Origin of the sequence: Mesobacterium hydrothermale (genome assembly GCF_035818635.1) — a bacterium.
Lineage (GTDB): Bacteria > Pseudomonadota > Alphaproteobacteria > Rhodobacterales > Rhodobacteraceae > Mesobacterium_A > Mesobacterium_A hydrothermale.
On record NZ_JAYLLH010000006.1, the window covers coordinates 130,270 to 151,479 of the forward strand.

Here is a 21,210-nt window from a genome sequence, read left to right on the forward strand (position 1 = left end):
AGGGCTCAGCCGTTCCGTTCTCTGATCCAGATCGCCTCTTGCCGCAGCGTGGACATAAGCTGATCGAGCGTCTTTGCAGAGCGCTCGTTCACAAGCCGCCCGTCCGCGTCCCACTGGTTGCGCCCGTCGGCCAGCATCAGTTCCGGCCCGGACAGTACCCGGGGCCGGAACGGGTTCAGGCACCAACGCAGCATTTCCTGTGCGCGCTCGCCACCGGCGCGCCCCGCCGCGGCCGACATAACCGCCACCGGCTTGTCTTTCCAGGGATTGCCCTCGACCCGGCTGACCCAATCCAGCGCATTTTTCAGCACGCCCGAAACACCCTTGTTGTATTCCGGCGTCACGACGATCACCGCATCGGCCTGAGCGATCTGATCGGCCAGAAGCTGCACTTCGGGTGGGATGCCCGACGCAGTCTGGATGTCTTCGTCGAACAGCGGCAGGCGCAGGTCGGTGTCCAGAACCCTGGCCGGTCCAAAACGGCGGATTGCCTCGGCCATCAGCAGCCGGTTGGACGATCCCGCGCGCAATGCGCCACACAGGCCTGTCAGTGTCAATTCGCTCATCACATCCCTCGGACTCTCAGTTCGCCTATCTCAACCTATGACACGAAAACGCCGCGGCAAGCCGCGGCGTTCGGGGTTTGTTTGAACCGAACCGGTCAGGCATTTGGCAGGATGACGATTTCCACCCGGCGGTTCTGCTGGCGGCCTTCCGGTGTGAGGTTCGAGGCCACCGGCTGATCTTCGCCCCGGCCAGAAACCAGAACGCGGCTGTAAGGCACGCCTTCCGAGGTCAGGATATTCGCCACCGCCTGGGCCCGGCGCTGCGACAGGTCAAGGTTATAGCCGGCGTCGCCGACGTTGTCGGTATGCCCCAGCACCTGAACGGTCGTGTCGGGATATGCCAGCAGGTTTTGGGCCACGGCGCGGATGTCGCGTTGAAGGTCGGGACGAAGGTTCGAACTGTCGGTCGCGAACAGGATGTCCTGCGGCAGCGTCACGATCAGCCGGTCTCCGGTGTTCTGGATCGCCACGTTGTTGCCAAGGGTCTGGCGCAGGTCGGCTTCCTGCTTGTCCAGTTGGTTGCCGATGGCTGCCCCGGCTCCGGCGCCGATGGCGGCCCCGATCAGCGCGCCGCGACGGCGTTCGCCGGAATCGCCGCCGGCAAGAATGCCGGTCAGCGCGCCGATGCCCGCGCCGACAAGGGCACCCTGTTTGGTTTTCTGGTTCGGATCGCCCTGGAAGGCGCCACTGCCATCGGTGCAGGCGGAAAGCGTCAGCGCGCCGGCGCAGGCAAGAAGGATCGGGAATTTCGCTCGGGTCATTTCGGGCCTCGTGTTGCTCCCCCGCTGAAGCGGGGTTGGTGCTATCTAAGCCCTAGTTGCCCCGCGACCCAAGCGTTGTCACGGGGAAATGAGCGATGATCCGCCAATCACGCCTCGGCCCGCGCCGATTCCCAGGCCAGGATCGCGCGCTTGACCGGCAGCCCCCAGTGATAGCCGCCAAGCCCCCCGGACTTGCGCAACGCCCGATGGCAGGGGATCAGCCAACTGACCGGGTTGCGCCCCACGGCCGATCCCACGGCGCGCACCGCGCGCGGGGCACCGATGCTTTGCGCGATCTCGGAATAGCTGGTGACGTGGCCGGTCGGGATGCGCATCAGCGCTTCCCACACCTTGATCTGGAACGGCGCCCCGATCAGGTACAGCGGCACCGCCTCGTCCGATTCCACGCCAAACGCCGCCAGCACCCAGGGCCGCAGGAACATCGGATCCTCGATGAATGTCGCCTTGGGCCAGCGGCCCAGCAGGTCCTCGAACGTGGCGTCCGTCCCGGTTTCGGCGGCAAAGCCCATGCCGCAGATGCCCTTTTCCGTACCCATCACCAGTGCCGGGCCAAACGGGCTTTCGAACCAGCCCCAAAAGATCGTCAGCCCCGCGCCTCCGCGGGCATAGTCGCCGGGGCTCATCGCCTCCCACCTCAGGAACAGGTCGTGCAGCCGCCCGCCGCCGGACAGCCCCACGCTGTGCGCGGTGTCCAGCGTGCTGAACTTTTCCACCAGCAGGGCCTTGGCGTGGCCCAGTGTCAGGTATTGCTGATACCGTTTCGGCGACACGCCAACCCAGCGCGAAAACACCCGTTGGAAATGCGCCGGGCTCATGCGCATTTCGTCCGCCAGCGCGTCCAGTGTCATCCCCGGCCCGCCCTGGTCGAGCACGTCCAGCGCCCGGCGCATGACGTTGTAGTGATAGCCTTCAGTCTCGGTCATGCTGTACCCCCGCGAAATCGGTTCGTATCCTCGCCTCGGTTGTGCCATCGCCCGCCCGCCGGCGCGACCCGGAACTTGCGCAAGCGCCTTGTACGAATCCGCTAGGTGAGTCGCGCTGTTCCATGAGACACTGCCTTATGGGACAGCATGACGTCGAAGTGTTTGGCTCTCAGGGCCAACAGGATATGGAGCGGCGTGCTTGGGCGCTCTGGCAGCTCTTGGGCGATGATCCCGCCTATGCAAGCCACGGTCGCGCGCTGGGGGTTGTAAATGACGATCCCAATTCACTTGTTCGGCAGATCGCCATGGCCCGCCTCGTCGGCGCCTGCGCCTGCGAAGAAGTCGGGACCGAAATCCTTGAATCCCGCGCGGCAGACCTGCAATCGGCGGGGCTTGTCACTGACAGTTTCGTCAACTGGTCCAGCGGCGACACCACGATTTCCAAGGCGCGCGCACGCCTTTCAGGCAAGGGACTGTCCGATGACCTGACCATCGTGGTTGTCGATTCCGATACCCCGCCCGATGTGATGGCGGAACTCGACCGGGTCACGCAGGCCTGCGAAGTCCTGTTGCCGATGGGACCGTTCATGCGCGGCATCGCGCGCCCATCTGTCTGCGTCGCCGCTCTGGACGCCAATGGCCGGGCTGTCGGGACCTCGGCCTCGGTCGCGATGTTCCACCCGGGCTCGCGCCTGTCCGGCATCTGCTGGTGGGGCATGCTGGCCACCGACCCCGACCGTCGCGGCGAAGGCATCGCCAGCTATCTTGGCGCTTATGTGCTGGACCAGATGCACAGGCGCTTCGGCTATGACCGGTACTTTACCGGCATCCGCACCGGCAATGCCCCGTCCGAGGCGCTGTGCACGAAATTCGGTTTTGCGGCGACAGACGATCACGTTCTGATCGCAATTGATCCGACCGTCTTGGGCGGTGGCCGCGTCACCAAGTAGCGGCAGGCTTTTTGCGTTGCAGGCCGGGGAACCGCGCGGCAATAAGACCCCATGGCCAAGCAACTCGATTATCACACGATCCGGGAAATCTTTACCCGTTTCCAGACAGCGGAACCCGAACCCAAGGGAGAGCTGGAGCACGTCAACGCCTACACGCTGGTCGTGGCCGTGGCCTTGTCGGCGCAAGCGACCGATGCGGGCGTCAACAAGGCGACGCGCGGGCTGTTCGCCGTGGCCGATACACCGGCCAAGATGCTGGCGCTGGGCGAAGACGGTGTGATCGAGCATATCAAGACGATCGGCCTTTACCGCAACAAGGCCAAGAACGTCATCAAGCTGTCGAAGATCCTGGTCGACGACTACGGCGGAGAGGTTCCCAATTCCCGCGCCGCGCTGCAATCGCTGCCGGGGGTGGGCCGCAAGACCGCCAATGTCGTGCTGAACATGTGGTGGGGGTACCCCGCGCAGGCGGTCGACACCCACATCTTTCGCGTCGGCAACCGCACGGGCATCTGCCCGGGCAAGAATGTCGACATCGTCGAACGCGCCATCGAAGACAACATACCGGTGGATTTCCAGCGCCACGCGCACCACTGGCTGATCCTGCACGGGCGCTACACCTGCGTCGCGCGGAAACCGAAATGCAACGCGTGTCTGATACGCGACCTGTGCCAGTTTGAGGACAAGACCCCATGAACACCAAGAAATACCAGGTTGTCGGCATCGGCAACGCCATCGTCGATGTGCTCAGCCGGGCCGAGGACACCTTTCTGGATCACATGGGGATCGAAAAGGGCATCATGCAGCTGGTTGAACGCGACCGGGCAGAGGTCCTGTACGGCGCCATGGAAGGCCGGGTGCAGGCGCCCGGTGGCTCGGTGGCCAACACCATGGCCGGGATCGGCAACCTGGGCTTGCCCACGGCGTTTATCGGCCGGGTGCATGACGACGCGCTGGGCCGGTTCTATGCCGATGCGATGGCGAAGGACGGCACCGATTTCGTCAACCCGCCGGTTCCTGGCGGCGAACTGCCCACCTCGCGCTCGATGATCTTCGTGTCGCCGGATGGCGAGCGGTCGATGAACACCTATCTTGGCATTTCCGCCGAACTGGGCCCCGACGATGTGCACGAGGACGTGACCCGGCAGGCCGAGATCGTGTTCCTCGAAGGCTATCTGTTTGACAAGGACAAGGGCAAGGACGCCTTCCTGCGCGCCGCGCGCACCTGCCGTGCCGCTGGGGGCAAGGCCGGGATCGCGATTTCAGATCCGTTCTGCGTCGAACGTCACCGAGAGGACTTCCTGCGCCTGATCGCCAACGAGATGGATTTCGTGATCGGCAACGAGGCCGAGATCCGGTCGCTGTTCCAGAACGACGACCTTGAAACCGATTTGGCTGCCGTGGCGGCGGTTTGCCCGCTGGTGGTTTGTACCCGGTCTGGCGACGGGGTCAGCATCGTGCGCGATGGCGTGCGCACCGACATCCCGGTGGACAAGGTTGTGCCCGTGGATGCCACCGGAGCTGGCGACCAGTTTGCCGCCGGGTTCCTGTATGGGCTGGCGACCGGGGCCGACATGGCCAGCGCCGGTCGCATGGGCTGTGTCTGCGCCGCAGAGGTCATCAGCCACATGGGTCCGCGCCCCGAGGCCAACATGCAGGCGCTGTTCCGCACCGCTGGGCTGATCTGACAAGGTCGTGCGCGCCTGCGGCGCGCGCAGGGTCAGCCGCGGCTCTGCCTTCGGCAGAGCCGCGGCGGTTCCGGGGGCGCTGCTGTCCGACGGGCGTTCGAAATGCCTTGAATTTATAAGGCAAATCGCTCTCCTGGGGGCATGGTGAAACTCGTCCTCCTGCACAAAGCTGACTCGATCTACGAGGACGAGCCGGATGTCGTTTACGACTTTCCCCGCAGCTATCTGAAAGCCGCTCGGGAGGGGGTTGGTGACTGGATCGTTTACTACGAGCCAGTCAAGGCAGGTCCACGCGGATATTTCGCCGTCGCCAAGATCCGGACCGTGATACCCAAGCCGGGCGTTGAGGGGCGTTTTCTGGCGATCATCGAACCCGGAAGCTACCTGCCGTTCGATCGGGAGGTGCCGCGCCTTGTCAACGGACGCCCATTGGAGGTGTCCTTGGCAGAATCGGACGGATCGCCGAGGAAAGGTGGGGCAGTTCAACGGGCTGTGCGCCGGTTGCCGGAGGCGGATTTTGCGAAGATCGTCAATCTGGGACTGCCCTATGACCTCGAACGCCAGGAAGAGACCCGTTACGATCCCGCCGCGGGTGGCTTCGCGGAAGACGCCCTGGCGTTTCAGCGCCCGGTCACGGAACGCCTGACCCGCAGGCCCTATCGCGATGTCGCGTTCCGTCGGAAAGTGCGGGAAGCCTATGACTATCGCTGTGCCATTTCAGGGCTTCGTCTGCGAAACGGGGGCGGACGACCGGAAGTGCAAGCGGCCCATATCCGTCCGGTCGAGAAAGGGGGGAGCGACTTCGTCCGCAATGGCCTGGCGCTCTCGGGTACGGTCCACTGGATGTTCGATCGTGGTTTGATCTCGGTCGCCGAGGATTGCGAAACCATCCTGATTTCCCGGAACAAGGTGCCGGGCGACGTTATCCAGCGATTGCTCAGGCCCGATGGCAAGTTGTTGAAGCCGTCCGATGCACGAGACTGGCCAAGTCCAGTGAACCTGCAATGGCACCGCGAAAACGTGTTTGGCCAGGTTCTCTCCGACGCGCCAATCGACTGGGGGTAGTGGGGGCGCTGCCCCCTCTGGCGCCTTTGGCGCCATTCACCCCCGAGGTATTTGGAAAACCAAAGACGGATCAGTCGCCCAGCTTGGCGTGGACCTCGTCCAGATCGATTTCACCGATGGGCATCTTGTTGCCAGGGTTCTCGAAATCGTATTTGAACAGGTCGAAATCGCGTTTGTAGATTTCGTAGACCAGGTGCATCGACAGGTCGTCGAAATAGGCCTCGACCGGGTGGGCGCGTTTCGGCCCGTGGCCTTCGCTTTCGTTGAACCGCGGGATCCGGGTCAGATCGACGGGCACGGGGGTCTGAAGCTGGTCGAGCACGTCCTGCATGCCGTCGTTGAAGCGCTCGGTCCAGAAGATGCGGTCATAGCGCCCGCCGTTGACCACGAAGGTGCCGATGTGGCCGGACATGGACGACCAGTGAATGTCCGGGTCCATCGGGCGGCGCCAGCGGATCGTGTCGCGGGCGAACAGAAGGAAGCGGCGAAAGGCGCGGACCTGGTCGAAATCCTCCTGGCCGTCGTCGCCGCCGACCTCGACCCCGTATTTCTGCACCAGCAGCGGTACGAGGTTGCCGCGATAGCGGCGGCCGTTGCGCTGGATGCCGCAGATCTTGTCGAAGAACGAGGACAGGATCCGGGTATAGGGGTTGCGCACGCAGGTGAAGGCGAAGGACCGGTGCGCGTTCACGTTGTCCGCGATCAGCGGCTGGCTTTCCTCGATCCCCCATTTGTGGAGCCCGGTCTGGGCGTCGTGGATGTCGCCGTCGAAAAACCGGCCGTGGTCGGAGTAATAGAGGATTTGCCCGATGGTCGAGCAGGCGCATTTCGGCACCACGCGGTAGACCACGCTTTGGCTTTCGGTCATCCAGGTTCCGGGAAACCCCATTTTATCGTTGCCTCGGCATGGTATCGTTGGTCTGTCTGGGCCAGTTGCCTGTTTATCTGGCGAAGAATGACCCGTATCAACATGATCAATCGGGCGAAAATAGGGCAGATTGTTTCCTGAATGGCGAAGATTGCCTTCCTCCTTCTGTGCCACAAGGATCCGGATGCGGTGATCCGCCAGGCCGAGATGCTGACCGGCGCCGGTGATTTCGTCGCGATCCACTGGGACGGGAGGGCGGCGGCTGCTGGGTATGACCGGATCCGGGCGGGGCTGTCGGGCAATGGCAACGTGATCTTCACGCGGCGGCGGATCAAGTGCGGCTGGGGGGAATATTCCCTGGTGCAGGCCACGCTGGAAGTGGCGCGTGTGGCGGTCGACGGGTTTCCCAAAGCGTCGCATTTCTACCTGCTGTCAGGCGACTGCATGCCGATCAAACCGGCAGAGCATGCCCACGCGTTCCTGGATGCCGGGGAGCGCGACTATATCGAAAGCTTTGACTACTTCACCTCTGGCTGGATCAAGACCGGTATGGTCGAAGAGCGGCTGATCTATCGCCATTTCGTGAATGAACGTCGCCACAAGTGGCTGTTTTACGCGATGATCGAGGCACAGCGCCGGCTGGGGCTGAAACGCGCACTGCCCCGGGGGCTGGACATGCGGATCGGCAGTCAGTGGTGGTGCCTGCGGCGGCAGACACTGGAGGCTGTGCTGGCGTTCATTGCCCGGCGCCGCGACGTTGCGCGGTTCTTCCGGCGCAGCTGGATCCCCGATGAAAGCTTTTTCCAGACGCTGGTCTGGCATCTCGTGCCGCGTGATCAGATTGTCGCGCGGCCGCTGACCTTCCTTGTGTTCAGCGACTACGGCATGCCGGCATCCTTTCATGACGACCATTATGATTTCCTGCTGGCGCAGGATCATTTGTTCGCCCGCAAGATCAGCCCCGGGGCGGCCCAGTTGCGCGACCGGCTGGCAACGCTGTTCCTGTCCTCGGACACGACGGTCTCGGTGACCGGTGAAGGCCGTGCCGTGCACGGTTTCCTGACCCGGCAAGGACGGTCCGGGCAACGATTCGGCCCACGGTTCTGGGAGGCCGCGGCGCAGATCGGGGCTGGGCGTGACCTGTTGATCGTGCTGTCGCGTGACCATGGGTTGGGGCGTCGCCTGGTGCGGCAGGTGGGGCAGGTGGCAGGCATTCCGGCCTATGGCTACCTGTTCCGCGACATCGGCGTCGACCTGCCGGACCTGGGTGGGATCGAAACGTCTTTGGTCAAACGTCACCGGCACCGCGCCAGCGTGCTGCGGATGATTTTCGAACATCACGGCAGCGATCGCCTGGCGATTTGCATGGACCCGGACGATTTCACCATGATCCGCGATCTGGTGCGGGAAAAGTCGACGGTGCGGCTGTTGTCGCTGGACCTGCCAGCAACGCCCGAGGCCCTGCGCGCGCTGGCCATCGCACGAGGGCTGGCGACCGATCAGACCCCCGGGGCACGGCTTGCCCCGGTGCTGGCGGCGCTGAAAAACGACCTACTTCGCGAAGCGGAAAGGTACCGCGCGATCGACAACGGATGTTTTTTCTGCATCTCGCCACAGGCGCCAGAAGCGGACATCGCCCAGACCCTTGCAGAGTTCCTGTCGGTGCCGCAAGACAGGGTGCAGGACATCGTCCGTTCCCGGACACTCTTTGCAGACTAAGGAAACTGCCCCATGGCCTATCAGTATGACCCCGAGAACATCTTTGCCAAGATCCTGCGCGGAGAGATCCCGAACCAGACCGTGCTGGAAACCGAGCACAGCCTGGCCTTCCGCGATATCCATCCCCAGGCCCCGGTGCATGTGCTGGTGATCCCCAAGGGCGCCTATGTCTGTTATGACCATTTCGCGCAGGCGGCGTCTGACGCCGAGATCGTGGATTTCAACCGGGCGATTGGCGAGGTCTGCAAGCGGGAAGGTCTGGAAGCCGGCGGGTTCCGGCTGATTTCCAACGCGGGTGAGGCCGGCGTGCAGGAAGTGCCGCATCTGCATGTGCATATCCTGGCCGGGCGCCCCTTGGGCCGGATGCTGCAAAAGGCCTGATCCGGGCGCGATTTTTCGATGTAAAACCGGTTCTTGGGGGCTTTGCCCCCAAACCCCCAAGGTATTTGGAAAACCAAAGACGGATCAGGACTCGAAGGGCTCGTCGGTCACATCCGCGTGCAGGTGGCGTTCACCGCGCTCCTCGGCCAGCCGGATCTGTTTCTGGCGCTCGCGAAAGCGGGCCTTGTCGTCTGCGGTGGTCTCGTCGATGCACAGATGGCAGCTGACCCCGTGTTCGTATTCCGGACGGGTCTGATCGGCGGGCAGGATCGGGCGGCGGCAGGCGTGGCACAGGATGTGCGGCCCTTCGGCCAGCCCGTGGCCGACCGACACACGTCCGTCGAAGACGAAACATTCGCCCTCCCACGCGCTGTCACCCGCCGGAACCTCTTCGAGGTATTTCAGGATCCCACCCCGCAGGTGATAGACCTCGGGCACGCCTTGCCCGAGCAGCCAGTTGGTCGATTTTTCGCAGCGGATCCCGCCGGTGCAGAACATCGCGATGCGCTTGTTGTGGAACCGGTCCTTGTTTTCCTCCCACCAGGCGGGGAATTCGCGGAACGTGGCGGTTTCGGGGTCCAGCGCGCCTTCGAACGTGCCGATGGCGATCTCATAGTCGTTGCGGGTGTCGATGGTGACCACGTCGGGCGCCCGGATCAGGTCGTTCCAGTCCTTCGGCTCGACATAATGACCGACGCGGGCGCGCGGGTCGACGTCGGGCTGGCCCATCGTCACGATTTCCTTTTTCAGCCGCACCTTCATGCGGGCAAACGGCCGTTCTGCAGCGGTGGACAGCTTCCATTCGATATCGGCGCAGCCGGGCAGGGCGCGGATATGCGCCAGCAAACGGTCGATCCCGGCGCGCGGGCCGGCCACGGTGCCGTTGATCCCCTCGCGCGCCAGCAGCAGCGTGCCGATGATCGCCTGGTCGCGGCACAGGTCCAGCAACGGCTGGCGCAGGGCGGACGGGTCGTCGAAACGGGTGAAGTGGTAAAGGGCGCAGACGGTCAGCATGGCCGTCCCTTACGCCTGCCGTGGCCCGGTTCGCAAGGGGTCAGGCAAGGGCATCCTGTCGCGCGGCGGCGATCGCCAGCCCGTCGACGATGGCGGTGAACGCGTCCGACCGGTCAATCGCGGCCCGCGGAAAACGCGCGCGCACCGCAGCATCCACCGGCGCCAGCAGGCTGGAGCCGCCCACCAGCACGACCCGGGTGATCTGGTCCGCCGCCACGCCCGCGCGGGCCAGTGCGGTGGTCGCCGCATCGCCGATTTCCTGCGCCGAGTCATCGAGCAGCCGCACCAGGTCCGCGCCGTCAAGCGTGGCACGCAGCCCAGGCTCGACCGGGTCAAGCGCAACGCCGCGCGCCGCGCCGGAATTGGCCGCGATCTTGGCCTGTTCCACCGCATGTGCGATGTCATGGGCCAGTTCCGAGTCCAGCACCTCGGTCAGCCGCTCCCAGGGCGTCGGCTCGACCGCCAAACGGGCCATGCCCGCCACCGCGCGCCGGGTTTCGGGCGTGTATTGGAACGGGATTTTTTCCCAGGTCGCCAGTTCGTTGAACAGCGCCTTCGGAGCCTCTGTCAGGCCGGTGCCGAACTCACGGCGCAGCTTGCTGCCCAACCCGAGCAGCGGCATCACCCGGTCGATGTTCAGCAGCCGGTCGAAATCCGTCCCGCCCAGCCGGATGCCGTGGCTGGCCAGCGTTTCGATGGCGTCGCCCAGCCCGCGGAACACGGTGAAATCGGACGTGCCGCCGCCGATGTCGACCACCAGCCCAAGCCCGGATGCCACACCGCCGCAGGCCAGCGCCGCTGCCTCTGGTTCGGCCAGGAACGTCACATCGCGGAACCCTGCCAGCGCATAACAGTCGGCCAGGTCCTTGGCCGCCTGGGCGTCGTAGGCGGGGTTGCGGCTGTGGAAATGCACGGGCCGGCCCGACAGCGCGCTGTCAAAGCTCATGTGGCACTGGTCCTCGGCCTGCGCCTTCACGCGGGCCAGGAACTGGCCGATCACCTGCAGCAGCGTCGTGCGCTTGCCGCCCAGAATGCGGCTTTCGCGCAGCAAGGGCGTGCCCAGAACCGATTTCAGCGCCCGCAGAAACCGGCCCTCGCGCCCGTCGATCAGCGCTGCCAACGCACGGTGGCCATAAAGCACCGTATCGGAATAGGGATCGAAGAACATCGCGGTGGGCATCGTGGTCTCTCCCGGTTCCAGCGGGATCTTCCAGGCCTGTTGCCCGGCCATGATCGCCGCGGCGGTGTTGGACGTGCCAAAGTCGATGGCAAGGCGGGGCATTGCGCGTCTCCTGTGCGGGGAAGGGCGCGGGGGTATCCGCTGCTGCGCGATCCGTCAACAGGTGATTGACGGGGGCGGGCACAGGGGGGAAAACGGGACAGTCCGCAAGACAGGAGACCCGCCATGCAGGCGCTGATCGTGATCGACATCCAGAACGACTTTTGCCCCGGCGGTGCGCTGGCCGTCCCCGGTGGCGATGAAATCGTGGCAGGGGTCAACACGTTGATGGCCGAATTCGACGCGGTGATCCTGACCCAGGACTGGCACCCGGCGGGACATTCGTCTTTTGCCAGCAGCCATCCCGGCAAGGCGCCCTTCGACCTGATCGACATGCCCTATGGCCCTCAGGTTCTGTGGCCCGACCATTGTGTGCAGGGCAGTTCGGGCGCAGAGTTTCACCCCGGCCTGAACACCGATCGCGCCGACCTGATCCTCCGCAAGGGGTTCCGCCGCGGGATCGACAGCTATTCCGCGTTCTTCGAAAATGATCACGAAACCGCCACGGGGCTTGAAGGATACTTGCGGACCCGTGGCATCGACCGGCTGACAATGGTCGGGCTGGCCACGGATTTCTGTGTCAATTTCTCGGCTGTCGATGCGGCGAAGCTGGGTTTTTCCGTCGATGTGCGCCAGGAACTCTGCCGTGCCATCGACCTCGACGGCTCGTTGGCCGCCGCGATGGACGGCATGTCCGAGGCAGGCGTTCTGCTGCACGGCTGACAAGTCTTGCCGGTTTGTTAACCTTTTCGCGGCTATCAGGGTCAAAACCCTGAGAGTGCCCGAGATCCATGCCCTCTGACGCGCAGGAAATCGACGACAAGATTTCCGATTTTCAGCACCGCAACAGCCGGGATGGGCTGTTCTTGCGATACGCGCGCGGACGCGCCCGGCATTTCCTGTACCGTCAGGTCGCAACCGTGCTGGGGGCGGTGACGCTGGCGGTGCTGTTTGCGCCCTGGGCGGGGCTTGCCGCGGTCGGGTTCGCCGTGGTCGGGGAACTGGTGGATTGCAGTGTCTTGTTGTCCGTGCCGGGGCTGCATCAGGCCGGGATTCCGATGTTCCGGCTGCGCCTTGCGGCCACGCTCAGCGCCGCGATTCAGGCCGTGGGCATCGCCGCCGCGGTGCTGCTGGCCCAACGCCTGGCCGGCAACGAGGCAGAAGCGCTTTTTGCGATGACCTTCCTCAGCGCGGCGGCCATCAACGCCGGGATCGCGGCCTACTACTTTCCCCCGGCGGCGCTGGCGCGGCTCGCGGTCTATGGCGTGACGCTTGTGGTCTATCTCTACCTGCGGTTTCCCGATCTCACGCCTGCGGGCAGTGCCGCGGTGCTGGATCTGGCCGGGATCGTGATGATGGGCTTCATGGTACAGGCGTTTGTCCGCACCTCGTGGACGCGGGCAGAATCCCAGCATCGGCAGCGCCTGTCGGTGCTGGAACTGTCGCGTGACGTCGCGCGGGCGAATGCCGAATTGCAGCACCGGCAGAAAGAACTGAAACAGCTGTCCCTTGTCGCGCGTCACGCCAATGACAGCGTGATCGTGTCCGGTGCCGACCGGCGCATCCTGTGGGTCAACGATGCCTTCACCCGCACCACCGGATTTTCCCGGGCAGAAGCGGTCGGGCGCAGCCCGGCCGACCTGCTGAACGGCCGTGGCACCGATCTGGAAACCTCTGCCCGGCTGGAAGCGGCGATTCAGGCCGGGCGCCCGTTCCGGACAGAGATCCTGAATTATACCAAGGCCGGGAAACCGATATGGGTCGATACCAACCTTGTGCCGGTGCTGGACGGCCGCGGCCGCGTCGACACCGTCATCGCGATTGAACGCAACGTGACAGAGGCCCGCGAAAGCGCCCGCATGCTGGCAGAGGCGACCCGCGCCGCCGAACGCGGTGCCCGTGCCAAGGCGGCGTTTCTTGCCAACGTCAGCCATGAAATCCGGACCCCGATGAATGGCATCATCGGCATCTCTGATCTGCTGTCCGAAACCCCGCTCAGTTCCGAACAGTCGGGCCATGTCGACACCATCCGCACCTCGGCAGAGGCGCTTCTGACTCTCGTCAACGACGTTCTCGATGTCTCCAAGCTCGAGGCTGAAAAGCTGCGGATCGAGGCAGAGCCGTTTTCCCCGCTCGCCTGCATCCGCTCTGCCGTCGAACTCTTGCGCGGGCAGGCACGCGACAAGGGGTTGTATCTGGACATGGTGCAAGACTCTGCCTTGCCCGACACGCTGCTGGGTGACGAAGGTCGGATCCGGCAGGTGCTAGTGAACCTGATCGGCAACGCGGTGAAATTCACCGATGCCGGTGGTGTGCGGGTGGAATTTTCCGCGCATCGCGACGGCGACAGGATCCGCCTTGACCTGCGCGTGCGCGACACCGGTGCAGGTATCCCCGAAGACCGTCAAGAGGCGGTGTTCGACCAGTTCGAACAGGCCGAACCGGGCACCGCGCGCAAATTCGGGGGCACCGGGCTGGGCTTGTCGATCTCGCGCCAACTGGCGCGGGCCATGGGCGGCGATCTGACGCTTGAACCGACGGATCCGCCGGGCAGCTGTTTCTATCTCAGTCTGAAGCTGCGCACCGCCACGCCCGATCGCATTGCGCCCGCCGCGCCCCCGGTGCAGCAGGCGCCGCTGGCGCGCATGTCTGTGGTTCTGGCCGATGACAACGAGATCAACTGCAAGCTGATCGAGGCCTATCTGAAAGATCAGGACATCGCCCTGCACATTGCCCGCGACGGGCGCGAAGCCGTGGATCTTGTCGCAGCCCACCCGCCCGACCTTGTTCTGATGGATATGTCGATGCCTGAAATCGACGGGTTGCAGGCCACCCGCATGATCCGCGAAATGCCGATCCCGCAGCCCGCGATCATCGCGCTGACAGCCAATGCCTTCCCGTCAGACCGCGCCCGCTGTTTCGATGCGGGCATGAACGGTTTCCTGACGAAACCGCTGCGCCGCGCCCGGCTGCTCGAGGTGATCGCGGAGGTGATGGCAAAGCATGACACCGAAAACCAGAAACCGCTTGGAAACAAAGGGCCCGATGACGTATCACGGGGCCCAATGTCGAAAGGGGGACCGGGGTGGAGATCGCAACACGGGTCTGGAACCACAAATGGAAAATCGATCCGATCGTAAGGTCGTTGATCGACACTGATTTCTATAAGCTCCTGATGTGCCAGTCGGTGTTTCGCAACAAGCCCGACACGCAGGTCACGTTCAGCCTGATCAACCGGTCGACCCAAGTGCCGCTGGCCAATTTGATCGATGAAGGCGAATTGCGCGAACAGCTTGATCACATCCGCTCACTGTCGCTGACCCGCGGCGAAAGCACATGGCTGCGCGGCAACACCTTTTATGGCAAACGCCAGATGTTCCGCTCCGATTTCATGGAGTGGTTCGAAAACCTGTCCTTGCCCGCCTATCATCTGGAACGCGTGGGCGATCAGTACGAACTCACCTTCGAAGGCAACTGGCCCGAGGTGATGATGTGGGAAATTCCCGCGCTTGCCGTGCTGATGGAACTGCGTGGCCGCGCCGTCCTGCACGACATGAAGAAATTCGAACTACAGGTGCTGTACGCCCGCGCCGCCACCAAGCTGTGGGAAAAGGTCGAACATCTGCGCAAGGTGCCAGAGCTGCGGATCGCCGATTTCGGCACCCGCAGGCGGCACAGTTTCCTGTGGCAGGACTGGTGCGTGCAGGCGATGCTTGAGGGGCTGGGCGACAGTTTCGTCGGCACATCGAACTGCCTGATCGCCAAGAATCGCGACCTCGAGGCGATCGGCACCAACGCCCATGAACTGCCCATGGTCTATGCCGCGCTGGCCCGCAACGATGCCGAACTGGCGCGCGCACCCTATGACGTGCTGGCCGACTGGCACGAGGAACACGACGGCAACCTGCGCATCATCCTGCCCGATACCTACGGCACCGAAGGCTTCCTGAACAACGCGCCGGATTGGCTTGCGGGCTGGACCGGCATCCGCATCGACAGCGGTGATCCGGCCGCGGCGGCAGAGATCGCGATCCGCTGGTGGAAAAGCCGGGGCGAGGACCCGAAGAAGAAACTGGTGATCTTTTCCGACGGGCTGGATGAAACCGCGATTGTCGAGCTTTACGAACAGTTCAAGGACCGCGTCCGCGTGTCCTTTGGCTGGGGCACGCTGCTGACCAATGATTTCCGCGGCCTGGCACCCGATGACGGGCTGGCGCCGTTCAGCCTTGTCTGCAAGGCGATCAGCGCCAATGGCCATCCCACGGTCAAGCTGTCAGACAACCCCAACAAGGCGATGGGCCCGGCAGACGAAATCGCCCGCTACAAGCGCGTCTTCGGGGTCGGCGAACAGCAGCCGCAAAAGGTCGTGGTCTGACCCGCGCGATACCCGGCAAACCGCCGCTGCGTCTGCCGGTCCTTGCATGCAAAACGGCCCGGACCTTTCAAAAGGTCCGGGCCGGTGCATCCGTTTCAGGCAGGTCGGGCGTTAGATCCCGACCTTGATGATCGCTTCGGCCAGGATCGGCACGGTCTGTGTGTTCAGACCGGCGATGTTCAGCCGCGAATCGCCAACCATATAGATCGCGTGTTCGTCGCGCAGCTTGTCGACCATATCCGACGTGGTCCCAAGCCGAGAGAACATGCCGCGATGCTGGCCGATGAAGGCAAACCGGTCAGAGCCCGACAGCCGCTGCAATTCGCTGGCCAGTTGCGTCCGCAGGCCCAGCATCGATTGCCGCACCTCTTCCAGTTCGGCCGCCCAGTCGGCGCGCAGCGCCGGATCGGTCAGCACCATGGTCACCAGCCTTGCGCCGTGATCCGGCGGAAAGCTGTAGTTCTGGCGGTTCAGGAACGACAGCGTCCCCTGGTTGATCTTTTGCCGGGCACTGTCCGCCGACACGGCCATGATCAGGCCGGTCCGTTCGCGATACACCCCGAAGTTCTTCGAGCACGACGCCGCAATCAGGCATTCCGGCACGGAAGAGGCCACCAGCCGGACGCCATAGGCGTCGTCTTCCAGTCCGTCGCCAAAGCCCTGATAGGCAATGTCGATCATCGGCGTGGCGCCGGTCTTTTGCAGCAGGGCCACCACCTCTTGCCACTGGATCTGGGTCAGGTTGGCACCGGTCGGGTTGTGGCAGCAGCCGTGCAGCAGCACGATGTCGCCCGCCCCGGCCTTGGCCAGGTCGGCCATCATGCCGTCGAAATCGACCCCCCGGGTGTCTTCGTCGAAATAGCGATAGGGCACCTGTTCGAGGCCCATGTGCTTGAGGATCGACAGGTGGTTCGGCCAGGTCGGATCGGAATAGAACACCCGCGCACCGACATTGGCCAGCTTGACCATGTCAAAGCCCTGGCGCACCGCGCCGGTGCCACCGGGGGTGGCTGCGGCGGCAATGTTGCCACGGGCCACAGAGCCGCCCAGCACCAGGTCGATCATCGCATCGGCAAACGCCGGATCCCCGGCAAGACCGGTATAGGACTTGGTGGTTTCGGTTTCCCACAACTGCTTTTCGGCGGCCTTGATGGCGCGCATCACCGGGGTCACGCCCTCGGCGTTCTTGTAGACCCCGACGCCCAGGTCGATCTTTTCCGGCCGCGGGTCGTCGCGATAGACCTGCATCAGCGCCAGGATCTTGTCGGCGGGTTGTTCCTTGAGGGTTTCGAACATCAGTCGTCTCCGGTGGCGACGGGCAGGGTGGGGAACTGCCCCCACTCGGTCCAGGACCCGTCATAAAGCGAATGGTCGGTCTTGCCGATGCGTTCCAGCGCAAGGCTCAGCACCGCCGCCGTCACCCCGGATCCGCAAGAGGTGATCGCGGGCTTGGACAGATCGACGCCGGCGGCCTCGAACACAGCCCGCAGCTCGGCGGGGTCTTTCATCGTGCCGTCTTCGTTCAGCAAAGTGGCAAAATGCACGTTCTTCGACCCGGGGATATGCCCGCCGCGCAGACCTTCGCGCGGCTCGGGCTCTTCGCCGCGGAACCGACCCGGGGACCGGGCGTCGATGATTTCATAATCGCGCAGCTTCGAGGCCGCAGCGACCTGCGTCACGTCCTTCACCAGATGGTTCTGGCGGCGCACGGTCATGTGACGGTCACGCACCATCGGCGGCAGGTCCTCGATCGGGCGGCCTTCGGCCTGCCATTTCAGGAAACCGCCGTCCAGCACCGCGATGTTGTCCTGTCCCATCAGCCGGAACAGCCACCACACCCGGGCCGAGGAATAAATGCCGACGCTGTCATAGACCACCACCTGGTGGCCGTCACCGATGCCCATGGCCCGCAGGCGCGACATGAATTTTTCGACCGGTGGCACCATGTGCGGCAGGTCCGACCGGCTGTCGCTGACATCGTCGATGTCAAAGAACCGCGCGCCGGGAATGTGCGCGGCGTCGTATTCGGCCTTGGCGTTGCGCGGATTGCCCGGCAGGAACATCGACGCATCCAGAACCCGCAGATCGGGGTCTTTCAGATGTGCCGCCAGCCATGCGGTGGAAACCAGCGTCTTGGGATCGTCTTGGACCATCGGAACCCCCGGAAATGTCTATCCGGCCCTCAATAGTGCCCGTCTGGCGCGCTGGCAAGTCTGGGTGCCTGTGGCAAGGCGATCAGCCCTGTTTCAGCAGCCGTTCCTTCTGGCGGTTCCAGTCGCGTTTCGCCTCGGTCTCGCGCTTGTCGTGGGTCTTCTTGCCCTTGGCGATGCCGATCTTCAGCTTGGCGATGCCCTTGTGGTTGAAATACAGCACCAGCGGCACGATGGTCATGCCCTTGCGCTGGGTTTCGTTCCACAGCCGTGACAGTTCCTTGCGGCTGACCAGCAGCTTGCGCCGCCGCCGTTCCTCGTGCCCGAACATGGCGCGTTCGTAGGGCGCGATATAGCTGTTGACCAGCCACAGCTCGCCATTGTCGACGGTGGCATAGCTCTCCGCGATATTGGCGCTGTTCTCGCGCAGCGATTTGACCTCGGACCCCGACAGGATGATCCCGCACTCAAGGTCGTCCTCGATGGCATAGTCAAAGCGCGCCCGCCGATTCTCGGCGATCACCTTGTAGTTCGGATCTGACTTCGGTTTCTTGGCCATGGGAGGCGTAGATAGGCGCGTGCCCTGCGTCTGTCCAGAGACACATCCGCATGCGCATGGAATGTGCATGCAATGTGCATCGGTTGTGCATCGCCGATTCAGCTGCCCCGATAGGTCGAATAGCCGTAGGGCGACAGCAGCAGCGGCACGTGGTAATGCGCCTCCAGATCCGCCATCCCGAACCGGATCGGCACCTGGTCCAGGAACAGCGGATCGGCGCCATCCTGCCCCGTGGCCCGCAAATAGTCTCCGGCGAAAAAGATCAGTTCATAGGTGCCGGTGGCAAAGCTGCCTTTCGGCAGGATCGGGCTGTCGGTGCGGCCGTCGTCATTGGTGACCATCTCGACGATCTTGCGGTGCGAATTGCCCGTCACCTTGTAAAGAACGATCTTCAGACCTGCGGCCGGGCAACCCGTCGCAGTGTCCAGAACATGGGTGGTCAGATATCCTTCGGCCATCGGCAAGCTCCCTTTTTCGGCACATCTATCAGAAATCGCGGCCAAGGCATCGTCCAGCCCGCAATGAACCTGCTTTCGGGTTTTTTTGAAAATCTGGCTCGATTAAACGGATTAAGGTGCAGTCTGACGCAGCGAAGGCAGGAACATGCAAAGATACCCCCGCAACATGATCGGCCACGGGCCGGATCGTCCCGATGCCCAATGGCCCGGTGGCGCCAAGGTGGCCGTGCAATTCGTGCTGAACTATGAAGAGGGCGGCGAAAACTGCATCCTGCATGGCGATGCCGCATCAGAGGCGTTCCTGTCCGACATCGCAGGCGCCGCGCAATGGCCGGGCCAGCGCCATTGGAACATGGAATCGATCTACGAATACGGCGCCCGCGCCGGGTTCTGGCGGCTGCATCGCCTGTTCACCGGGGCCGGCATTCCCGTCACGATCTACGGCGTGGCCACGGCGCTTGCCCGCAGCCCCGAACAGGTTGACGCGATGAAGGACGCCGGTTGGGAAATCGCGTCGCACGGCCTGAAATGGGTCGAACACAAGGACATGCCAGAGCCCGAGGAACGCGCGGCCATTGCCGAGGCGATCCGCCTGCACACCGAGGTCGTCGGTGACCCGCCGCGCGGCTGGTACACCGGCCGCTGCAGCGCCAACACCGTGCGCCTTGTGGCTGAAACTGGGGCGCTGGACTACATCAGCGACACCTATGACGACGACCTGCCGTATTGGCTCAGGGTCGATGACCGTGACCAACTGATCATCCCCTACACGCTGGAAGCCAACGACATGCGCTTCGCCACCGCCCCTGGCTATATCGAGGGCGAACAGTTCTTCACCTATCTGAAAGACGCCTTTGACATGCTCTATGCCGAAGGCCAGGCCGGCAAGCCCGCGATGATGAGCATCGGCCTGCACTGCCGCCTGATCGGCCGCCCCGGCAAGGCCGCGGGGCTGAAGCGGTTCATCGACTACATCCAGGGCTTTGACGGTGTCTGGTGCCCGCGCCGGATCGACATCGCCGATCATTGGGCGGCGACCCACCCGCCGGTCGACAAACCCCGCCCCAGCCTGATGGACAGGGAAACCTTCGTCGGCACCTTCGGCGGCGTTTTCGAACATTCCCCCTGGATCGCCGAACGCGCCTGGGACCTGGAGCTGGGCCCGGCCCATGACAGCGCCGCGGGCGTGCACAACGCGCTGGCGCGCATGTTCCGCTCTGCCAGCCACGCCGAACGGCTTGGCGTGCTGACCGCCCACCCCGACCTTGCCGGAAAACTGGCGGAGGCCAAACGCCTGACCGCCGACAGCACCGCCGAACAGGCCAGCGCGGGCCTCGATGCCCTGACCGATGCCGAACGCGCCCGGTTCACCTCGCTCAACACGGAATACGTGGACAAGCACGGATTTCCGTTCATCATCGCGGTGCGCGATCACGACAAGGCGGGAATCCTCGCCGCCTTCGAACGGCGCATCGCCAACGACACAAACACCGAATTCGCCGAGGCGTGCCGACAGGTCGAACGCATCGCCCGCCTCCGGCTGGAGACCCTGATTTGACCTACGCATTCCCCCCGGGCGGCCTGCCCGACCAATCCGTGAGCCCCGAAGGCACGGCCGTCTTCACCGAGGCCTATGCCGTGCTGCCGGCCTGCACGATGCGCGATATCGTGACGTCGTTCCTGCCCGGCTGGCTGTCGGCCAAGGTCTGGATCCTCGCGCGCCCGCTGACCGGTTTTGCCGAAACCTTCGCGCAATACGCGGTCGAACTCGCCCCCGGCGGCGGCAGTGCCGAACCCGAACCGGTGATCGGCGCGCAGGCGGCGATCTTCGTCGCCTTCGGCACGCTGCGCATCTCCATCGGGGGGGCTCGCGAAGACATCCGCGCAGGCCACTTCGTCTATATTCCCGCAGGGGCGCACTGGGAAATCTGGAACACCTCTGACGCTCCGGCGGGCTTCCACTGGATTCGCAAGAAATACGAACGTCTCGATACGCTGAACCCGCTCGAGGCGTTCGTGGTCCATGAATCTGACGTGGTCGCCAACCCGATGCCCGATTGCAATGGAGTCTGGGTCACGCAACGCTTCTTCGACCCGTTCGATCTGCGCTATGATTTCCACGCCAATATCGTCACTTTCCAGCCCGGAGGGCGCATCCCCTTCGCCGAAACCCATGTGATGGAACACGGGCTCTACGTGCTGCAAGGCACCGCGCGCTACCTGCTGAACAAGGACTGGGTCGAGGTCGGCCCCGGCGATTTCATGTGGCTGCGCGCCTTCTGCCCGCAGGCCTGCATCGCCACCGGCGACGAACCGTTCCGCTACCTGCTCTACAAGGACGTGAACCGCCATCCCGCACTCACCCTCTGACCTTTCATCTTTCCCCAAATACTCCGGGGTGAATTGCCCGCAGGGCAAGGGGGGCAGCGCCCC

The 21,210-nt window shown here is 64.0% G+C and carries 21 protein-coding genes; 11 read left to right on the top strand and 10 right to left on the bottom strand.

What is annotated here, in order from left to right; genetic code table 11:
• Positions 1-5: 5 nt before the first annotated feature.
• The 3 genes from VK792_RS06460 to VK792_RS06470 form a co-directional block, all read right to left on the bottom strand.
• Positions 6-566 (bottom strand): NADPH-dependent FMN reductase, encoded by a 561-nt coding sequence (locus VK792_RS06460; RefSeq protein ID WP_326296554.1) that lies wholly within the window; start codon positions 564-566, stop codon positions 6-8.
• Positions 567-661: 95 nt separating this feature from the next.
• Positions 662-1,327, bottom strand: a complete 666-nt coding sequence (locus VK792_RS06465; protein ID WP_326296555.1) for a YiaD family glycine zipper/OmpA-like lipoprotein — start codon at positions 1,325-1,327, stop codon at positions 662-664.
• Positions 1,328-1,434: 107 nt separating this feature from the next.
• Positions 1,435-2,271 carry a methylated-DNA--[protein]-cysteine S-methyltransferase gene (locus tag VK792_RS06470; protein WP_326296556.1) on the bottom strand — a complete coding sequence of 279 codons (837 nt, stop codon included), beginning with the start codon at positions 2,269-2,271 and terminating at the stop codon, positions 1,435-1,437.
• 137 nt (positions 2,272-2,408) lie between these two features.
• On the opposite strand from VK792_RS06470, the gene VK792_RS06475 reads away from it, so the two are divergent.
• The 4 genes from VK792_RS06475 (at position 2,409) to VK792_RS06490 (ending at position 5,974) form a co-directional block, all read left to right on the top strand.
• A complete protein-coding gene (locus VK792_RS06475) occupies positions 2,409-3,221 on the top strand; it encodes a GNAT family N-acetyltransferase (RefSeq protein ID WP_326296557.1) in 813 nt (270 codons plus the stop codon).
• Positions 3,222-3,272: 51 nt separating this feature from the next.
• A complete protein-coding gene (nth, locus tag VK792_RS06480) occupies positions 3,273-3,917 on the top strand; it encodes an endonuclease III (RefSeq protein ID WP_326296558.1) in 645 nt (214 codons plus the stop codon).
• Positions 3,914-4,909, top strand: coding sequence for an adenosine kinase (locus VK792_RS06485; protein WP_326296559.1), 996 nt, complete (start codon positions 3,914-3,916; stop codon positions 4,907-4,909). Before nth ends, VK792_RS06485 begins: the two co-directional genes overlap by 4 nt.
• A 141-nt stretch (positions 4,910-5,050) precedes the next feature.
• On the top strand, positions 5,051-5,974 hold the full coding sequence (locus VK792_RS06490; RefSeq protein ID WP_326296560.1) for an HNH endonuclease: 924 nt from the start codon (positions 5,051-5,053) through the stop codon (positions 5,972-5,974).
• 70 nt (positions 5,975-6,044) lie between these two features.
• Here VK792_RS06490 and VK792_RS06495 read toward each other — a convergent pair whose 3' ends face one another.
• Positions 6,045-6,863, bottom strand: coding sequence for a sulfotransferase family protein (locus VK792_RS06495; protein ID WP_326296561.1), 819 nt, complete (start codon positions 6,861-6,863; stop codon positions 6,045-6,047).
• Between the two features lie 120 nt (positions 6,864-6,983).
• On the opposite strand from VK792_RS06495, the gene VK792_RS06500 reads away from it, so the two are divergent.
• Together VK792_RS06500 and VK792_RS06505 are read left to right on the top strand one after the other, a co-directional pair.
• Positions 6,984-8,561, top strand: coding sequence for a DUF5928 domain-containing protein (locus VK792_RS06500; RefSeq protein ID WP_326296563.1), 1,578 nt, complete (start codon positions 6,984-6,986; stop codon positions 8,559-8,561).
• A gap of 12 nt (positions 8,562-8,573) precedes the next feature.
• The gene (locus VK792_RS06505; protein ID WP_326296564.1) at positions 8,574-8,942 is read left to right on the top strand and encodes an HIT domain-containing protein; all 369 of its coding nucleotides are present in this window, start codon (positions 8,574-8,576) and stop codon (positions 8,940-8,942) included.
• 84 nt (positions 8,943-9,026) lie between these two features.
• On the opposite strand, the gene trhO is transcribed toward VK792_RS06505, so the two are convergent.
• Positions 9,027-9,956 (bottom strand): oxygen-dependent tRNA uridine(34) hydroxylase TrhO, encoded by a 930-nt coding sequence (gene trhO / locus VK792_RS06510; protein WP_326296565.1) that lies wholly within the window; start codon positions 9,954-9,956, stop codon positions 9,027-9,029.
• A gap of 40 nt (positions 9,957-9,996) precedes the next feature.
• A complete protein-coding gene (locus tag VK792_RS06515; RefSeq protein ID WP_326296566.1) occupies positions 9,997-11,238 on the bottom strand; it encodes an Hsp70 family protein in 1,242 nt (413 codons plus the stop codon).
• Positions 11,239-11,361: 123 nt separating this feature from the next.
• Between VK792_RS06515 and pncA the strand changes: the two genes are divergently transcribed.
• The 3 genes from pncA to pncB all read left to right on the top strand — a co-directional run bounded on the left by pncA (position 11,362) and on the right by pncB (position 15,610).
• Positions 11,362-11,958, top strand: a complete 597-nt coding sequence (pncA, locus tag VK792_RS06520; protein WP_326296567.1) for a bifunctional nicotinamidase/pyrazinamidase — start codon at positions 11,362-11,364, stop codon at positions 11,956-11,958.
• A 68-nt stretch (positions 11,959-12,026) separates the two neighbouring features.
• On the top strand, positions 12,027-14,375 hold the full coding sequence (locus VK792_RS06525; protein ID WP_326296568.1) for a hybrid sensor histidine kinase/response regulator: 2,349 nt from the start codon (positions 12,027-12,029) through the stop codon (positions 14,373-14,375).
• Positions 14,321-15,610 carry a nicotinate phosphoribosyltransferase gene (gene pncB / locus VK792_RS06530; RefSeq protein ID WP_326296569.1) on the top strand — a complete coding sequence of 430 codons (1,290 nt, stop codon included), beginning with the start codon at positions 14,321-14,323 and terminating at the stop codon, positions 15,608-15,610. Before VK792_RS06525 ends, pncB begins: the two co-directional genes overlap by 55 nt.
• A gap of 111 nt (positions 15,611-15,721) precedes the next feature.
• Here pncB and VK792_RS06535 read toward each other — a convergent pair whose 3' ends face one another.
• From VK792_RS06535 to uraH, 4 genes are all read right to left on the bottom strand, one after another.
• Complete coding sequence (locus VK792_RS06535; RefSeq protein WP_326296571.1) at positions 15,722-16,906, bottom strand: amino acid aminotransferase; 1,185 nt, start codon at positions 16,904-16,906, stop codon at positions 15,722-15,724.
• The gene (gene sseA, locus VK792_RS06540) at positions 16,906-17,763 is read right to left on the bottom strand and encodes a 3-mercaptopyruvate sulfurtransferase (RefSeq protein WP_326296573.1); all 858 of its coding nucleotides are present in this window, start codon (positions 17,761-17,763) and stop codon (positions 16,906-16,908) included. Before sseA ends, VK792_RS06535 begins: the two co-directional genes overlap by 1 nt.
• A gap of 82 nt (positions 17,764-17,845) precedes the next feature.
• Positions 17,846-18,319 (bottom strand): SsrA-binding protein SmpB, encoded by a 474-nt coding sequence (gene smpB, locus VK792_RS06545; protein ID WP_326296575.1) that lies wholly within the window; start codon positions 18,317-18,319, stop codon positions 17,846-17,848.
• Positions 18,320-18,417: 98 nt separating this feature from the next.
• Positions 18,418-18,777 (bottom strand): hydroxyisourate hydrolase, encoded by a 360-nt coding sequence (gene uraH / locus VK792_RS06550; RefSeq protein ID WP_326296577.1) that lies wholly within the window; start codon positions 18,775-18,777, stop codon positions 18,418-18,420.
• 145 nt (positions 18,778-18,922) lie between these two features.
• On the opposite strand from uraH, the gene puuE reads away from it, so the two are divergent.
• Together puuE and VK792_RS06560 are read left to right on the top strand one after the other, a co-directional pair.
• Positions 18,923-20,335: an allantoinase PuuE gene (puuE, locus tag VK792_RS06555; RefSeq protein WP_326296579.1), complete on the top strand. Its 1,413-nt coding sequence runs from the start codon at positions 18,923-18,925 to the stop codon at positions 20,333-20,335.
• Positions 20,332-21,147: a bifunctional allantoicase/(S)-ureidoglycine aminohydrolase gene (locus VK792_RS06560; RefSeq protein WP_326296580.1), complete on the top strand. Its 816-nt coding sequence runs from the start codon at positions 20,332-20,334 to the stop codon at positions 21,145-21,147. The genes puuE and VK792_RS06560 overlap by 4 nt, the downstream gene beginning before the upstream one ends.
• Positions 21,148-21,210: the final 63 nt, after the last annotated feature.

What these genes read in the sequence shown, in the direction of transcription:
- VK792_RS06460 (WP_326296554.1), bottom strand. Translation starts at nt 566, where the DNA reads ATGAGCGAATTGACACTGACAGGCCTGTGTGGCGCATTGCGCGCGGGA.
- VK792_RS06515 (WP_326296566.1), bottom strand. Translation starts at nt 11,238, where the DNA reads ATGCCCCGCCTTGCCATCGACTTTGGCACGTCCAACACCGCCGCGGCG.
- puuE (WP_326296579.1), top strand. Translation starts at nt 18,923, where the DNA reads ATGCAAAGATACCCCCGCAACATGATCGGCCACGGGCCGGATCGTCCC.
- VK792_RS06525 (WP_326296568.1), top strand. Translation starts at nt 12,027, where the DNA reads ATGCCCTCTGACGCGCAGGAAATCGACGACAAGATTTCCGATTTTCAG.
- sseA (WP_326296573.1), bottom strand. Translation starts at nt 17,763, where the DNA reads ATGGTCCAAGACGATCCCAAGACGCTGGTTTCCACCGCATGGCTGGCG.
- VK792_RS06500 (WP_326296563.1), top strand. Translation starts at nt 6,984, where the DNA reads ATGGCGAAGATTGCCTTCCTCCTTCTGTGCCACAAGGATCCGGATGCG.
- smpB (WP_326296575.1), bottom strand. Translation starts at nt 18,319, where the DNA reads ATGGCCAAGAAACCGAAGTCAGATCCGAACTACAAGGTGATCGCCGAG.
- VK792_RS06485 (WP_326296559.1), top strand. Translation starts at nt 3,914, where the DNA reads ATGAACACCAAGAAATACCAGGTTGTCGGCATCGGCAACGCCATCGTC.
- VK792_RS06465 (WP_326296555.1), bottom strand. Translation starts at nt 1,327, where the DNA reads ATGACCCGAGCGAAATTCCCGATCCTTCTTGCCTGCGCCGGCGCGCTG.
- VK792_RS06505 (WP_326296564.1), top strand. Translation starts at nt 8,574, where the DNA reads ATGGCCTATCAGTATGACCCCGAGAACATCTTTGCCAAGATCCTGCGC.
- uraH (WP_326296577.1), bottom strand. Translation starts at nt 18,777, where the DNA reads ATGGCCGAAGGATATCTGACCACCCATGTTCTGGACACTGCGACGGGT.
- nth (WP_326296558.1), top strand. Translation starts at nt 3,273, where the DNA reads ATGGCCAAGCAACTCGATTATCACACGATCCGGGAAATCTTTACCCGT.
- VK792_RS06495 (WP_326296561.1), bottom strand. Translation starts at nt 6,863, where the DNA reads ATGGGGTTTCCCGGAACCTGGATGACCGAAAGCCAAAGCGTGGTCTAC.
- trhO (WP_326296565.1), bottom strand. Translation starts at nt 9,956, where the DNA reads ATGCTGACCGTCTGCGCCCTTTACCACTTCACCCGTTTCGACGACCCG.
- pncA (WP_326296567.1), top strand. Translation starts at nt 11,362, where the DNA reads ATGCAGGCGCTGATCGTGATCGACATCCAGAACGACTTTTGCCCCGGC.
- VK792_RS06490 (WP_326296560.1), top strand. Translation starts at nt 5,051, where the DNA reads ATGGTGAAACTCGTCCTCCTGCACAAAGCTGACTCGATCTACGAGGAC.
- VK792_RS06535 (WP_326296571.1), bottom strand. Translation starts at nt 16,906, where the DNA reads ATGTTCGAAACCCTCAAGGAACAACCCGCCGACAAGATCCTGGCGCTG.
- VK792_RS06475 (WP_326296557.1), top strand. Translation starts at nt 2,409, where the DNA reads ATGGGACAGCATGACGTCGAAGTGTTTGGCTCTCAGGGCCAACAGGAT.
- VK792_RS06470 (WP_326296556.1), bottom strand. Translation starts at nt 2,271, where the DNA reads ATGACCGAGACTGAAGGCTATCACTACAACGTCATGCGCCGGGCGCTG.